Origin of the sequence: Xanthomonas sp. GPE 39 (assembly GCF_000963005.1) — a bacterium.
Lineage (GTDB): Bacteria > Pseudomonadota > Gammaproteobacteria > Xanthomonadales > Xanthomonadaceae > Xanthomonas_A.
The window spans coordinates 1,950,117-1,964,699 of sequence record NZ_JZHZ01000007.1; the positions used below are offsets into that span (position 1 = coordinate 1,950,117).

10 protein-coding genes are annotated in these 14,583 nt (G+C 62.3%); 4 read left to right on the forward strand and 6 right to left on the reverse strand.

What is annotated here, in order from left to right; genetic code table 11:
• Positions 1 to 89 precede the first annotated feature (89 nt).
• The 3 genes from XALGPE39_RS08255 to XALGPE39_RS08265 all read right to left on the reverse strand — a co-directional run bounded on the left by XALGPE39_RS08255 (position 90) and on the right by XALGPE39_RS08265 (position 2,611).
• Positions 90 to 1,748: a glucoamylase family protein gene (locus XALGPE39_RS08255; protein WP_235429883.1), complete on the reverse strand. Its 1,659-nt coding sequence runs from the start codon at positions 1,746 to 1,748 to the stop codon at positions 90 to 92.
• Between the two features lie 282 nt (positions 1,749 to 2,030).
• On the reverse strand, positions 2,031 to 2,315 hold the full coding sequence (locus XALGPE39_RS08260; protein WP_045727770.1) for a BolA family protein: 285 nt from the start codon (positions 2,313 to 2,315) through the stop codon (positions 2,031 to 2,033).
• Complete coding sequence (locus XALGPE39_RS08265; protein WP_045727771.1) at positions 2,312 to 2,611, reverse strand: YciI family protein; 300 nt, start codon at positions 2,609 to 2,611, stop codon at positions 2,312 to 2,314. Before XALGPE39_RS08265 ends, XALGPE39_RS08260 begins: the two co-directional genes overlap by 4 nt.
• A gap of 360 nt (positions 2,612 to 2,971) precedes the next feature.
• Here XALGPE39_RS08265 and XALGPE39_RS08270 point away from each other — a divergent pair, with 360 nt between their 5' ends.
• The 3 genes from XALGPE39_RS08270 to XALGPE39_RS08280 are packed head-to-tail and all read left to right on the forward strand — an operon-like array spanning position 2,972 to position 6,355.
• Positions 2,972 to 3,913: a ScpA family protein gene (locus tag XALGPE39_RS08270; RefSeq protein ID WP_045727772.1), complete on the forward strand. Its 942-nt coding sequence runs from the start codon at positions 2,972 to 2,974 to the stop codon at positions 3,911 to 3,913.
• A gap of 23 nt (positions 3,914 to 3,936) precedes the next feature.
• Positions 3,937 to 4,812, forward strand: a complete 876-nt coding sequence (gene scpB, locus XALGPE39_RS08275) for an SMC-Scp complex subunit ScpB (protein ID WP_045727773.1) — start codon at positions 3,937 to 3,939, stop codon at positions 4,810 to 4,812.
• The gene (locus XALGPE39_RS08280; RefSeq protein WP_045727774.1) at positions 4,805 to 6,355 is read left to right on the forward strand and encodes a pseudouridine synthase; all 1,551 of its coding nucleotides are present in this window, start codon (positions 4,805 to 4,807) and stop codon (positions 6,353 to 6,355) included. The genes scpB and XALGPE39_RS08280 overlap by 8 nt, the downstream gene beginning before the upstream one ends.
• A gap of 262 nt (positions 6,356 to 6,617) precedes the next feature.
• Here the strand turns inward: XALGPE39_RS08280 and XALGPE39_RS08285 are convergent, their stop codons facing one another.
• Together XALGPE39_RS08285 and XALGPE39_RS08290 are read right to left on the reverse strand one after the other, a co-directional pair.
• Positions 6,618 to 7,364, reverse strand: coding sequence for a hypothetical protein (locus tag XALGPE39_RS08285; protein WP_235429773.1), 747 nt, complete (start codon positions 7,362 to 7,364; stop codon positions 6,618 to 6,620).
• 478 nt (positions 7,365 to 7,842) lie between these two features.
• Positions 7,843 to 10,215 (reverse strand): ESPR-type extended signal peptide-containing protein, encoded by a 2,373-nt coding sequence (locus tag XALGPE39_RS08290; protein ID WP_052690039.1) that lies wholly within the window; start codon positions 10,213 to 10,215, stop codon positions 7,843 to 7,845.
• A 249-nt stretch (positions 10,216 to 10,464) separates the two neighbouring features.
• Between XALGPE39_RS08290 and XALGPE39_RS08295 the strand changes: the two genes are divergently transcribed.
• Positions 10,465 to 11,118 (forward strand): response regulator transcription factor, encoded by a 654-nt coding sequence (locus XALGPE39_RS08295; RefSeq protein ID WP_045727775.1) that lies wholly within the window; start codon positions 10,465 to 10,467, stop codon positions 11,116 to 11,118.
• 52 nt (positions 11,119 to 11,170) lie between these two features.
• Here XALGPE39_RS08295 and XALGPE39_RS08300 read toward each other — a convergent pair whose 3' ends face one another.
• Complete coding sequence (locus XALGPE39_RS08300) at positions 11,171 to 14,464, reverse strand: ATP-binding protein (RefSeq protein ID WP_045727776.1); 3,294 nt, start codon at positions 14,462 to 14,464, stop codon at positions 11,171 to 11,173.
• Between the last annotated feature and the right edge of the window lie 119 nt (positions 14,465 to 14,583).

Here is a 14,583-nt window from a genome sequence, read left to right on the forward strand (position 1 = left end):
AGCGTCATCATGCGCCTGCCGTACACGACGGTTCGTGCGCGCTATCGGCGCCCACCCAGAAGCGACTGGCGAGGTTGTGTTAGCCACTTTCATTTCGAATTGTGCGGCTGACGCGGCACAGGATTCTGTGGTGCCTGCACGGCGGCGGCACGCGATTCGGCGATGCCGATCTCCCTGGCCTTGGCGGCCTGTTCGTCTTTTTTCAGCATCGACTGCGCCTCACCGTCAGGGGTCAACCAACCACCACTGAAATCAGCACGCTCCAGCCCGGTCCGGATGTACTTATTCTTCTTCATGACATTCCAGACGAACTCATTGCGATAGTTCGCGATCATGGCCAGAATCGGCCCCTGGTCGATGCCGATGTAATCACTTGACACCCAACCACGACCAGGAACGACACGCCCGGTCTTGAGCGGAATATCGTAGTTGAAGCTGGGGTTGAACGAATCCAGGAAGCCATAGCTGGAATAAATGAAGTCGCCGTAGCGCTTGTGCATTTCCTCGGTCGTCGGAATCACCACCTCCGGCGCGAACACCAGCGAGGCAATCGCGGCAGTGGGCGCCAGGGTGCCATCGTCGAAATTCTCGCGCAGCCCCGCACCGCGCGAAGAATAATGGCGAAACTCACGCTGATCGCCGTGGTAGTCCTGCTCGGTGTTCTGCGGGCCGTCGCTGGCGGTCAACCCCCATACGTTCTCGCCGTAGTCCTTCCACTTCATGGGGTTGGCAATGGCGTACTCGCGCTGCGCCAGCACCGCGCGGCGGCTGTTGAGGAAGTAATCGATACCGCGTTCGCGCATGTACTCGTCCTGGATGTCGCGGAAATCGATCCAGACATGGCTGTATTGATGCGCGAACATCGGGCCGAAGGAAAGATACTCCTGCCCGTAATACACGCCCCAGTCATTGTTGTAGGTGCGCGTCCAGAGCGTCCACGCATCGGGACTAACCGCGTGGGTCGGCGAACCGAGCGCGAGCACGTACAGCATCATCGCTTCGTTGTAGCCGGTCCAATCGTGGTTGATGAAGCCGCTCTCCGGAAACCAGCCCATCGAGATCAGCGGCTCGCGCTGCTGCAACCAGCCCCAGTCCACGCGCTTGTACAAGGTATCGGCAATCTCGCGGATCTGCTTCTCGCGCGCATCGTTGCCGTCGTAGTACGACTGCGCGAACAGCACGCCCATCATCAGCATCGCGGTATCGACGCTGGACAGCTCCACCCAGCTGTCGTAGCGACGACCATTCTGCATGTCCAGAAAATGATAATAGAAACCTTTGTAGCCGGCCTTGCCGATGCGCTGCGGTCCCAGCGGCGCATCGCGAAAGAAGCGCAGGGTGGTCAGCGTGCGGTCCACAGCTTGGTTGCGGCTGATCCAACCGTTCTCAACGCCGATGGGATAGGCGGTCAGGGCAAACCCAACCGAGGCGATACTGGCGAACGGACGCGACGGGAAGCGATCAGGAGTCAGCCCGTTGGTTTCGTTGGTCGTGTCCCAGAAAAACTGGAAAGTGCGCCGCTCGATGTCGCTGAATAGCGTTGGCAACTCGGGCTTCACCGGTTTCGGCGGAAGCTGCGCCTCGACCAGGATCACCTGGACCGGCTTCTTCTGCACCACCTTCGGCTCCTCGGCTTTCTTGCACGAAGTCAACAACACGCCTGCCGCCATCATGAGCAGCAACATGCGTGCGGAACTACGTTTTTGCCTCATCCTGCCACCCCGTGTACGTTCACCTGCATGCGCCACCCTCCATGCAACAACCAGCGCAACGCCACTGGCCAGCGGGAACCGCAGTGTCGCATTGCTTGTCGATAGCCAGGTTGAATCCTGATCGTCCAACGTGGAATACGGGTCGTACTGCATGATATCGCACAGGCTGTTGCCCGCCAGACAGCAACTGGCGAGGTGTTGTTAGCCACGTTGAAATTGGTCGACCCCATCGCGGCAACAGGCTCGCGGCGGCATCATTGCGCTTGCTCACAACGCCGCAATGCCCGCAAGCCGCTGCGTGCCAGTCTAGAGGCGATGTCAGCGCTCATCCCCCGGAACTTCGGCGCGGATCGACAACGCATGGATATCGGTCTGCATCATATCGCCTAGCGCGGTATACACCGCGCGGTGGCGGGCCAGGGGCGCCATGCCCGCGAAAGCCGCGCTGACCACGCGCACATTGAAATGGCCTCGACCGTCACGCGCACCGGCATGCCCGGCATGACGGTGGCTATCGTCTTCGATCTCCAACGCCAGGGGCGCGAACGCGGTCTGCAGCGCCGCGCGGATCCGCTCGACCCGGTCTGCGGCCACCTGACTCATGGCAACACCTTGCGGAACGGCCGCACTTCGACCCGCGCATAGACGCCAGCGGCGACATACGGATCGGCATGCGCCCAGGCCTGGGCCTGGGCCAACGAATCGAACGCGGCCACCACCACGCTCCCGCTGAAGCCGGCGGGACCAGGATCTTCGGCGTCGATCGCCGGACACGGCCCGGCCAGCAGCAGGCGTCCGGCGTCCTGAAGGGCCACCAGCCGCTGCAAATGCGCTGGCCGCGCCGCCGCGCGCCTTGGCAACGCCTCCTCGCCATCGTACCCCTCGATCACGTACCACATCCGCCACCTGCCTTCGTTACACACCGAACATCGGCAAATTCTACCGCCGCAACGCTGGACACCGACCCTGCCGGCACATTACCCTTAGCAGCATTGCACGCGGCCTGATGCAGAGGTCCGCCGGTAGCTGGCGACCAAAGCCCCCTTCCGACGGCCAATTCGCTGCCTGACACCGCCCGCGCAGACGCCCTCCTCCGTTGTTCCGCCGCCACGACACGCGTGGCGTGCGTCGTAATGTTTCGTTGAATGAGGGGCCGCGTTGCGGGGACGACGCGCCATCAACCGCACTACCGCAGGCAAGGAGCTACGCAAGGTCTTCCCTGCCCCGCCCTTTGCTACCGCAACACCGATGTCCAAACGATGACCTCAGAACTCGCGCTCGACGCGAACCCGCCAATCCAGACGCCTCACCCACAGCAGCAAGAAATGCCGCTGGCGGTGGTGCATGGGCAGCCGGTGCTGCAGATCCCGCAGGATCTGTACATTCCACCGGATGCGCTGGAAGTCATCCTGGACGCATTCGAGGGCCCTCTCGACCTGCTGCTGTACTTGATCCGCCGGCAGAACCTGGACATTCTGGACATCCCCGTCGCCGAAATCACCCGGCAGTATGTGGACTACATCAATGTGATGCAGGAACTGCGTTTCGAACTAGCGGCCGAGTATCTGGTGATGGCCGCGATTCTGGCCGAGATCAAATCGCGGATGCTGCTGCCCCGGCCGCCGGTGGAAAATGGCGAGGAAGCGGATCCACGCGCGGAACTGGTCCGCCGCTTGCAGGAGTACGAACGCTTCAAGCAGGCGGCCGAAGATATCGATGCACTGCCGCGGCAGGACCGCGACACCGCTGTAGTACATGCGCACGTACCCGACCGCACCGCCGTCAAGCTGCCGCCGCAGGTGGAACTGAAGGAAATGCTGCTGGCCTTGTACGACGTGCTCAAGCGTGCCGAATTGTTCAGCGGCCACGCGATCAAGCGCGAGGCATTGAGCGTGCGCCAGCGGATGGGCGACGTGCTGGGCCGTCTGGACGACGGCAAGTTCCACCGTTTTGAATCGCTGTTCACGGCCGAGGAAGGCAAACTGGGCGTACTGGTCACCTTCCTCGCCTTACTGGAACTGGCCAAAGAGCAGTTGCTGGATATCGTCCAAGAGCCGCTGACGCATGTCCCAGCCGATGCCGCCGAACGGCCACCGCTGCCGCCGATCTACGTCAAGTCGCTGGCACTGGGCAACACCAACGCACCACTGCAATTCAACAGCGAGTTCGACGACAGCGACACCGCTGACGCCGCCCCCTGAGTCCACCAAGAACCCACCCACGCATGGATCAAGCGCTGATCAACCGCATCGTCGAGGCCGCCCTGCTCGCCGCCAACCAGCCCCTGCCGCTGGCGCAACTGCACGGCCTGTTTCCCGAGGACGAACCCGCCCCGCCCGGCAGCATCGAGCGCGCACTGGAGCAATTGCGCGAAGCCTGCCAAGACCGTGGCGTCGAATTGGTCGAAGTCGCCTCCGGGTTCCGCTACCAGGTACGTAGCGACGTGCATGCCTGGGTGGCGCGGCTGTGGACCGAACGCAAGACCCGCTACACCCGCGCCACACTGGAGACACTGGCACTGATCGCATACCGCCAGCCGATCACCCGTGGCGAGATCGAGCAAGTGCGCGGCGTGGCGGTGAGCAGCAACATCATCCAGGCCTTGGAAGAGCGCGAGTGGATCCGTGTCGTCGGCCACCGCGACGTACCGGGAAAGCCCGCTCTGTTCGGCACCACCAAAGGGTTCCTGGATTATTTCGGACTCAAACGTCTGGACGAACTGCCGCCCCTGTCCGAACTCAAAGACATTGGCGAACTGGAGCCACAACTACCGCTGGATCGCGACACCCTACCGGTCGGTGACATGGCTCAGGCCAGTGCCGATGCGAACGCCCAAACGCCATCGTCAACGAGCGATGACACCACACCGTTGCCCAACGCAGATGCCGATAGCGGGGACGACAACGCAACACCATCGGTTATAGATGCCAGCGACACTGCCCCGACGGGCGAACCCGAAGCCGCGCCGGGCGAGCGCGCGGCGGATGCGAACCAAGCCGAAGACAACGCCGTCGCGACGACGACCGTGGCTGTTGACGATGCCGATTCCGAACCACAGGCCGACGCGCACCGCGCCGACCGGAGCCAAGTAAATGAGTGACACCACCCGCAAGCCGTCGTTGAACACGCTCTCGCTCAAACGCGACGCGAGCGCCACCGAGCAGCCGAAACTGGAAGAACGTCTGCACAAGGTCCTGGCCCAGGCCGGGCTAGGTTCGCGCCGCGCGCTCGAACAACGCATCGCCGATGGCCTGGTCAAGGTCAATGGCGAAGTCGCGCAAACCGGCATGTCGATCAAGAGCGGAGACAGAATCGAACTGGATGGACGCAACTTTGTCGCCAGCGCACTGACCGAGCCCTCGCGTGTGCTCATCTACAACAAGCCCGAAGGCGAAGTGACCACGCGCGAAGATCCCGAAGGCCGCCCCACCATTTTCGAGGCACTGCCGGCACTGAAGGGCGCACGTTGGATCGCGATCGGCCGCCTGGACATCAACACCACCGGCCTGCTGCTGCTCACCACCGACGGCGAACTGGCCAACGCGATGATGCACCCCTCCTACGAGATCGAACGCGAATACGTGGTGCGCGTACGCGCCCCGGAAGGCGAGGAAAGCGTGCCGGACAGCATGATCGAGCGCCTGGCACGCGGCGTCCTGCTGGAAGACGGTAGCGCGAAGTTCGACGAGATCGAACGCATCGGCGGGACCGATTCGCACGACTGGTTCCGGGTGGTGGTCAAGGAAGGACGCAACCGCGAAGTGCGCCGTTTGTGGGAATCGCAAGGGTGCCAAGTCAGCCGACTCAAGCGTACCCGTTACGGCAAAGTGGCGCTGCCGCGGGAAATACTGCGCGGACAATCCATGGAACTGGCGCAAGACAAAGTCGAGGCGCTACGCGCCGAACTGAAGCTGGAAGAAGGCGCGCCGTCGGCACTGACCTTGCAGCCGGTGATCGGCCAACGCAAGGCCGCCAAGGCGGCCGTGCATGTGGGTCGCGGCGGCAATGCCTACGTCAACGGCCATAACGCCGCCGACGAAGCCCGCGAACTGCGCCGCTTCGACACCTTCCGCGAGGACCGCGGCCGTGGCCGCGGCGGCAAGAAACCGCACGGCGGGCTGACCGTCAGCGGCGAAATGGCCGCCAAACAGGCACAAAAGCCATTCAAACAACGCACACCGAAGGGACCCAAGCCACTACCGGACGGCAACCCCGCCGCCTTCCGCACCTGGTACGTTCCCGATGGCGTCAGCACCGGTCCAAGCGGGCACCGCAACGCTGGTCCAGGTGGTCGCGGCCAGGGGCAAGGGCAAGGCCAGGGGCGTCCCTACGCCAAGCCGCGTCCTGCAGGCGCAGGTGCAGGTGCAGGCCAAAGCCGCAGTCAGGGTCAAGGCCAGCGTAAGGCGCATCCTTACGGACACCCGGGCAATGCACCCAGCTTTCCATCCGACCACGCCAATCCCGGTTTCAACCCTTACGGCGCCGCACCGCGCTCCGCACGTCCAGCCGGCCCGCGCGCCGACGGGCACAAACGTGGTCCGGGTGGGCCAGGCGGTCGCCCTGCTGGTAATCGTCCCGGTGGCGGGCGTCCGGGCGGTGGCCGTCCGGGTGGCGGCAATCACGGCCCACGCGGCGGCGGCTGAGTCTGCTGACACTGGCGCAGGCGTGGACGATCACCGACATCCATCAAGGGTGCCTGCGCAAAGGCACCCTTTGGGGTGGCCAGCGACAGCAAGCGGGAATGCGGAGAAAGTGATGAACGCACATCTGACTGCGTTCGCATTGCATCGCGCATTCGTCGCACAACACAGCCTCGCCCGCGCAAGCAGAGCACCGCACCACAGCGCACGCAGCGGGAGATCGTGACGTTAGTCGTGATACCAAAAAACCAGACGCCAAGCAGCATCACGAGGCATCGAGCAGCACCGGCCTCTCTCTGTCATCCATCAAAACCACACGTGTGGATGTGAGAGCGACCTCACTAGCTGTGCGGTCGGCAGTCGGCCCATAAGCAACGCGGTAAGGCCGGCGCATGCAAAGCGCCAAGCCTTCGACCACGTCAATATTCATTGGCCAGCGCATTTCGAACGTCTGCCCGCCGGGCAATGGCATCCGCAGCATTCCGTGCTGTAGCGGTGGTAAGTCCGCAGACGGCCGCACTGCTTTCAGCGCACGCTTGGCTTTGGCAAATCCCGCGCGATCATGCTCCAGGAACGCAACGGTCGCATCGACATAAGGATTCCAACCGGTGATGTCCTGCGAAGGCGGCTTCTTGGCCGCCTGCATCAACGCGATGGCCGCAGCGCTGTCGCCAGCGAATGCGCGCAATTGCCCTTCGTGCCAGGAGAGCAACCCGACATCAGCCGAGTGGGGATGGGCTTTCCTGTAATCGCGGATCAAATCGGCAGCGGCCAGTTCGCAACCTGGGCACGCCGCCAATGCACGCCAACCACCGCCACCGTTGCTGACATCCTGGTCGAACTGCTGCTGGTCAAGCGCCAGCAATGCCGGCCGGTCGACTGCGCACGACGCCACCGCCAACTCGACAGCGCTGCAAATAGGAACAAGCAATAGCGAGAACAACAGCGCAACAACGGCAGCCATGGCAATTGGCACATCGCCTCGATGCAGGTCGTGCGGGTAAAAAGACATTGGCATCTTCTCCTGGGTCATACGCACTCGGCAGATTTTCTTGTGCGACCAGACCACGCGCTAGCGGCACATTGGCGCGACTCCGGCAAAACCAAGATATTGTGCGGACACTGCGCCCGTCACACGCGACCGGCAGCACCGACCAAAAAGGCGGATGACACGTCGTGTGGTTAGCTGTCGGCGAACATTGCGCATCCTAGCGACACCCTTGCCACTGCGCACCATTGCGTTCGCCTGACCGCATCACACACGAGTATCATGAAGTGGAAAAAGTGCGCTCTATCGTCATCAACGACAGCGCCATAACGCCGAACGCGCGGTATCCGGATATATTCATCTCAGACACACCTCATCCCCCTCGCCCGGCCCCCTTTCGTGGCTGCCGGCAGTAAAAAAGCGCGCCCTTCGACGCGCTTGTACGAGGCGATGGGATGCCACCGACCGACGCATGACAGCGACCGGCCGGCGGCAGTCCGGCTTACCACACCATACCGGCCCCCACTGCCACACCTGCATCGCCACGCGTGGTGGCACTGGCATTGACCTTAAACAGGTAACGGCCACTTTCGCTGATCGTCGACACGCCCACCGCAATCGCCTGCTCCCCGCGGAACGAGCTCAGCGACACACCCGCCGCGCTCTGATCCGGCTGGTACGCCTGCGGCAAGCTGGACATCGCCATCGCCGCCGCTACGCCGGCACTGGCGCGCCGATCGACCTGACCCACACGCGCATCGGTGTAATTGCGCGACCAATCCGCCACACCGCTCAGTCCATCGTTCAATTGGCCTAGGTTGACCGCATCGGTGCGCTGCGTTCCCGCCGCCACATTGGTGATCTGGCGCTGATTCGTGGCCGAACCCACCGACACGCTATTGGCACGATCGGCCACCGATCCCTGGCCCAAGGCGACGCTGTTGTCCTCCGTGGCATTGGCTCCCTTACCTACGGCCACGCTACCGGTACCGGAAGCGACCGCATCCGCACCCATCGCCGTCGCGTTCAAACCACTGGCCTGACTGTTGTTGCCGGTCGCCGTGGCACTGGTGTTACTGGCCGTGGCCATCGGCCCAAGCGCCACCGAGGTCCCGTCGTTGCCAACGATCACTGGCACCACCTGAATGAGTGGGTCGACATTGGCGGAACTGGCATCGCCCGTGCTGCTAGTTCCCCTGCCAGCCGACGAGGCACCGCCGCTGTCGGTAGTCTGCTGAATGGTGGTCATCGAGCTCTGCAACGTGGAGATCGCGCTGGAGTTGTCTTGCACTTTTTGGTTGGTGGCATACAGTTGCGAGCCATTTACCGCATCGGTGCTGCTGGCACTCAGGCGGCCGGCAGCGACATTCTGGATCTGTCGCTCCGCACCCACCGCACCGACGCTGAACGCACCGACCGGCGCGCTGCCCGCGAAGTTGTAGCTGGAGCCACCGAGAGTCGTCGATGCCACCGCCGTGGTCGCCGCCGTGCGGGTACTCGCACCAATCGCCACATCATTCGCGTTGCTGGCGACCGCATCGGAGCCGATCGCGACGCTGTCGGTACCCGTGGCGACGCTATCGTCCCCGCTCGAATTGACCCGCATGTACTTCACACCATCGCCGCTCTTGATGCCCTTGATCGCATCGTCGATCTTGCTCAACTCGGTGTTGGTCGCATGCAACTGCGAACCGTTGACTGCATCGGTGCTGGTGTCGGACAGACGACCAGCAGCGACATTGGTCACGGTGCGCTCCTTGCCTTCACTCCCCACGCTGACCGTGCTGGTCGGCGTGGTACCGGCAAAGTCGTAGCTGCGACCATTGAGCACGACGCTTTCAGTGGCAACCGTCGAACTGGTCTTACTACGGGCCCCCAGGGCGACATCGTTGTCGTAGCTGGCCACCGATTTGCTGCCAAGGGCAAGCGCACTGTTAGCCTTAGCATTCGCGTAGAAGCCCAACGCCGTCGCACCGGATTCGGCGGCTGTGGCTCCATAACCGACGGCGCTGCTGGCTGTTCTGCCTGTGGCCTGGGCATCATAACCGAAGGCGACGCTTCCTACGCTGGCGGCATTGGCCAAGAAACCGACCGCGGCACTGAAGCTAGACGCCTTGGCGTCGCCGCCAAACGCCGTCGCTCTGTCTCCGCTGGTGTTGGCCTTAACACCGATGGCGATACTGTTTGAGCCGCTGGCATTGGCAAACGGACCCAACGCCAGCGCGGCGTTGTTGCTGGCGTTGGCTTGATAACCGAGGGCGATGCTGTATGAGGCGGAGGCTTTGGTCTCCCTGCCCAACGCCAACGCGTAGATTCCGCTGGCATTGGCTTGATAACCGAGAGCGTTCGCGCTGTCGCCACCGGCCGCAGCAGCGTAGCCCACCGCAGTGCTATTGTAGCCACTGGCCTTGGCCGAATTGCCCAACGCCAGCGCGCTGTCGGCATCCGCCGTGGCAGCGTAGCCCAGCGCAATGCTGTTGCCGCCAGTGGCCTTGGCCGAATTGCCCAACGCCACATCGTTGACGATCGTCGAGGAGTTGTCCGGCTGGTCGGTCGTGTTGGCCTTGCCCGCAACCGCACCATTGCCCAGCGCCAGGGCATTGTCACCATACGCCGTCGCCGCTGGCCCCATCGCACTGCTATCGGTGCCACTGGCGTTACTGTCGTCCCCAGTGGAGTTGGTATGGGCGTACTTCACGTCCGTCACCGCTTGTGCATTCACATTGCAGACCAGCATTACTAAGGCCAGACCAAGAAACGGCGAATAGCTCGCCCGCTTCTGCCGCCCTCCCTTGGCCTTGGTCTTGGCCAATTCAGACACGATCACCCATGCGCCCATGACACGATTCCACACGATCTTGAATGCCCTGTTCATTTCTATGCTCCCGCTGAAGACTGCATAGAAATGTAGAATTCGCCCGGCACCACGACGATGGGATCGCCCCCAATTCATCATTGGGCCAACGCCTAAAACAGCCGTGTCGCACGCCATGGTTTGCTTAGCAAAAAGCAAGGATTTGCGGCAGCCACGCGGCTCTTTCCGCTGAGCCATGGCTGCCAGGGTTGCCGTATGATTCGTCGGATAGGCGCGCCGATGACGGCAATTACCCACAGGAACTGAACAATGGACAGGATCCGTGTCGGCATCGCCGACGACCACCCGATCGTGCTGCTCGGCGTCACCAGCGTGCTGAAAGACAATCTGGACATCGAAGTCGTGTTCAGTTGCGATGCCATCGACCAGTTGCTGCGGTCGCTCGCCGAGCAGCCGGTGGATGTGCTGTTGTGCGACTACGAGTTCGAAAGCGACCCACAAGCCGATGGCTTGCACCTACTGCAGCGCCTGCGCCGGTTCTCTCCCAATATGCGACTGTTAGTGCTCAGCGCGCATACGGCACCGTCGATCGTCTCGGCAGCCTTGCAACTCGGCGCTTCCGGTTTCATCGGCAAGAGCCGTGCCGATTTCGGCAACCTGGTCGCCGCGGTACGCGACGTGGCAAGCGGCCGCCTCTATGTACCAAGCTCGCTGTCGGCGGCGCTGCTGAGCACGCGCTATAGCAGGAGTGGCGCCACCGGGGTGAACACCCTCTCCGCCAAGGAAGCCGCGGTGGCACGGATGACCGCCGATGGATTGTCGCTGGGCGAAATCGCCGCGCGACTCAAGCGTAGCCCCAAGACGATCAGCAACCAAAAGATCGCGGCCATGAGGAAGCTAGGTGTCAAGAACGACGTGGAACTGGCCGCCTTACTGCGCGAACTGGACATCCAGGACACCTAGCCCGCCGCAGAGCGGCGACAGACAGGAACCCACGAACCCGGGTCACGCACGCTCAACTCAACTTAGCCTCTATATGCGACAGGAGTTGCCGGCAGAGCGACCTCAGCAACATCCAATCGCCGCCAGCATAAGCCTGCTGCAGCAATTGCAGTTCTTCCACCAGCTCGTCCATTCCCAAGGCCATCAACGCTCCCTGCAGGCGATGTATACGTCGGCGTAGCGACTCCAAGTCCTGTACGGCCAACGCCTGCTCAATGAGCTGCCGCTCACTGCTCCATTCAGCGTAAAACGCCTGACGTAACATCGCGTCCAGTTCATCGGAGCGGTACTCCTGAGGCTTGGCGGAACTTGTGGAGGAGGATCGGGACAACATGGCATTCCTCAAGACGCGACGCAGGTCGCTCAATAACACGGGTTTTTGCAGTGAGTCAGAGAACTGCTCGGTATCGGCACTGATCTCCGCCGCCGCCGACGCGGAGGTCGCCACCACCCGCGCGCCCGGATCGAATTCGCGCAACTTGCGCAGCAAACCGACACCATCCAGGTGTGGCATGCCCAGATCGGTGATGACCAGATCGGCGCGGCGTTCGAGCCATAGCTTGAGCGCTTCCATACCATCGATCGCCACACGTACCCGGGTACACCCCAGCGCGGCCAGTTGGTGTTTGATCAACGTGCGGTTCACCGCATCGTCTTCGGCAACGAGAATGTCCAGATTCTGCTCCACGCCCTCCACCCCGGCTCCGCTCGCGTGCCGCTGTGCATGCTCGGCGGCTGTGCCCGTCAGCTCGGCCAGCGCTTCCAATAGCCCGGCATAGCTCAACGAACTCACTTCGACCTGATTTTCGTGCCGCTTCGGAGTCAGCGGTCCTTTGGCCGAAACAAAGACCGTGCCGAGCACTGGAACCGCACTCAGATCGGCGGTGCGCCAGGCGCGGTTATCGGCTTCGGCCACGATGCGCACATGCAGCGAGGCGTTCGCAGCGTCGGCAGTATTCAAGGTCGCGCCCCAGCGGCGCAGACGCTCGGCGAGCATGGCGCGCCAGGCAGGATGCGGACACAGCACATCGACGACGAAACCCTCCAAAGGTCGCGCTTCGGCAAGCAGAGCGCGGCCAGTGCGCTTGAACGGTAGATCGACCCAGAACACGCTACCAGTGCCAGGTTCGCTGCGCACACTGATGCGCCCACCCATCAGATGACACAGATTACGGCACAGGAACAGGCCCAACCCGGTCCCGCCGAAGCGCCGGCTGATACTATCGTCGGCCTGCGCCAACGGATTGAAAATCGCCGACTGCATCGACGCGGGAATGCCGATTCCGGTATCGGCCACCTCGAAGCGCGCCCATAGCTGGCCGTCGGCCTGCTTCAAGCAACGCGAGGAAATCATGATCGAACCGCGTTCGGTAAACTTGGCGGCATTGCCGAGCAGATTCTGCAGAATTTGCGCCAAGCGTTGATCGTCCCCCTCCAACATCGCATCCAGATCCGGATCGGTGACGCAGTAGAACGCCACCCCACCCAGCAGAATCGACGCACCGAAGCTGCGAGCGCAACGCTCCAGCACCTCGTTGGGCGACATCTGCACCGGATTGATCTTCAGGGCATTGGCCTCGAGCTTGGTCGAATCGAGCAGATCGTTGACCAGGTTCAACAAGGCGTCGAACGAGCGGCGGATCATGTCCACCCACTCGCCCTGCTCGAAGCTCAGCGCACTGCGCGAAAGCAGCTCGAGATGCCCCATCGCCCCGTGCAACGGTGTGCGAATCTCATGGCTGACGATCGCCAAGAACATCGACTTGGCCCGATTGGCCTCGTCGGCGGTCTGCTTGGCTTCCATCAACAGCATTTCGTTGGCTTTGCGCTCGTTGATATCCACCAGACCCAGCAGAATCACCGGTTGTCCGCCGAAACGGGTCTGCGAAGACGCCACGCCGATATAGCTGCTCTGCCCTTCAGCCAGATCCCAACGCACCTCGATGAAGGAATGATGGTCGCCGGTCACGGCTTCGGCGTTGCGTTCGCGCATGACATGACGATAGAAGCCCAGGCTGCCCTCATCGAGGCGATTGCCGAGCATGCGCTGGGCCACCCCGTTCTCCAGCATCACCGCATCGCTGTCTGGCGCGTAGATACCAATACCGATCGGCAAGGTATCGATAATCGCCTTACTGAAATGCTCAGCCTCGATCAATTTCTCGGCATTTTTGAGTAGCGGCTTGGTTACGCGCAGGTCGAAATACACTGCGGCGGCCCACATGAACCCAAGCGCCAGCAAACAGACCAGCGCGCCGGTGACGAACTCGTGCTGCAGATTGGCCAACACGTCTTCCCAGGTGTAGGCATAGACAGCGATCCAATCCGGGCCACCGATGCGCTGTGCCACGAAGAAGGTGCCACTGCGGTAGAACGCGATCGGCTCGCCACCCACACGGGAAAATTGCTCAGTCTGCGCGCGCACCCTACGCAGCAAGTCCACTTCCTCGGCACTGCGCGGGGAATCCCCCAGATTCTCTTGACCGGCATTGCTCAACAAAAAGAAACCGGGACGCCGCGTCTCCTTGCGCAGAAAAAAGCGCATGAACTGACGATCCGGCAACGACAGCGCAATGGTAAAAACACGCTGCCCATCACGAAACATCGGCACGATGAGTTGCGATACCGACAAGCCTCCGTCACGTTCGTCGGCGGGCCGCCACAGCGGCCGCTGGCTGCGCAGGTCTTGCGTGGGCGTGGCAGCGATCAAACGTTCTGGCTCGTCGATACGTTGGCGGATGAATGCCCTCACTCCGTCGCTGCGTGCACTCTGCAACTGAGCCAACCCCATGACTGGCGACACCGCCATGAAGGTGGCATCGGGTGAGTAAAGGAAACCATCCAGAGTCACTCCGGTTTTCCTGGCATCGATAGAAGGTGCTGCGGACATGTCGCGCACCACGCGCAGCGCCGTGGCCAGCCGAGCCACATCTGCTGTGCCGTTCAATGAACTAATCAAGGTAAACGGCGTCGCGGTGAGGTCGTCCTCGGTGACAGTGACACCCTTCCCCTCTGCAAGCTTGCGCGCATAATGCTGCACCGGCACCACGTCGTTCTGACGCAGATTCCATACGCCTTCGTAAAGATCGGCGAACTGGACCAGCCGCGCCGAAAGTTCGTCCACCTGCGTCTGCACCTCTTCGCTGCTCTTGACGAACTGTGCGATCTGCTTATCGCGGTACTGGTCGATAATGCCGCTGCAGAACAGCAACGCGGCGGCGACGATGGACATGGATAGCGCGGTCGCGGCACCGTAGAGGATGCGCCGGTAGTATCGGCCCGTTCTGGCGAGCAACTTTTGCGGCATGTTTATTCCCAAACGAGCGCAACGCGTGACGGCAGGGCATAAAGAACATTGCGCTTCAGCATAGCCCAGCGTCTGCGCTATCACCAGCGAAGATATTTCCAGCACCTAGCTTACATGCG

Excerpts from the sequence above, each read along its gene's own strand:
- XALGPE39_RS08260 (WP_045727770.1), bottom strand. The coding sequence starts at position 2,315 with ATGAGTCAGGTGGCCGCAGACCGGGTCGAGCGGATCCGCGCGGCGCTG.
- XALGPE39_RS08265 (WP_045727771.1), bottom strand. The coding sequence starts at position 2,611 with ATGTGGTACGTGATCGAGGGGTACGATGGCGAGGAGGCGTTGCCAAGG.
- XALGPE39_RS08270 (WP_045727772.1), top strand. The coding sequence starts at position 2,972 with ATGACCTCAGAACTCGCGCTCGACGCGAACCCGCCAATCCAGACGCCT.
- scpB (WP_045727773.1), top strand. The coding sequence starts at position 3,937 with ATGGATCAAGCGCTGATCAACCGCATCGTCGAGGCCGCCCTGCTCGCC.
- XALGPE39_RS08280 (WP_045727774.1), top strand. The coding sequence starts at position 4,805 with ATGAGTGACACCACCCGCAAGCCGTCGTTGAACACGCTCTCGCTCAAA.
- XALGPE39_RS08285 (WP_235429773.1), bottom strand. The coding sequence starts at position 7,364 with ATGTCTTTTTACCCGCACGACCTGCATCGAGGCGATGTGCCAATTGCC.
- XALGPE39_RS08290 (WP_052690039.1), bottom strand. The coding sequence starts at position 10,215 with ATGAACAGGGCATTCAAGATCGTGTGGAATCGTGTCATGGGCGCATGG.
- XALGPE39_RS08295 (WP_045727775.1), top strand. The coding sequence starts at position 10,465 with ATGGACAGGATCCGTGTCGGCATCGCCGACGACCACCCGATCGTGCTG.
- XALGPE39_RS08300 (WP_045727776.1), bottom strand. The coding sequence starts at position 14,464 with ATGCCGCAAAAGTTGCTCGCCAGAACGGGCCGATACTACCGGCGCATC.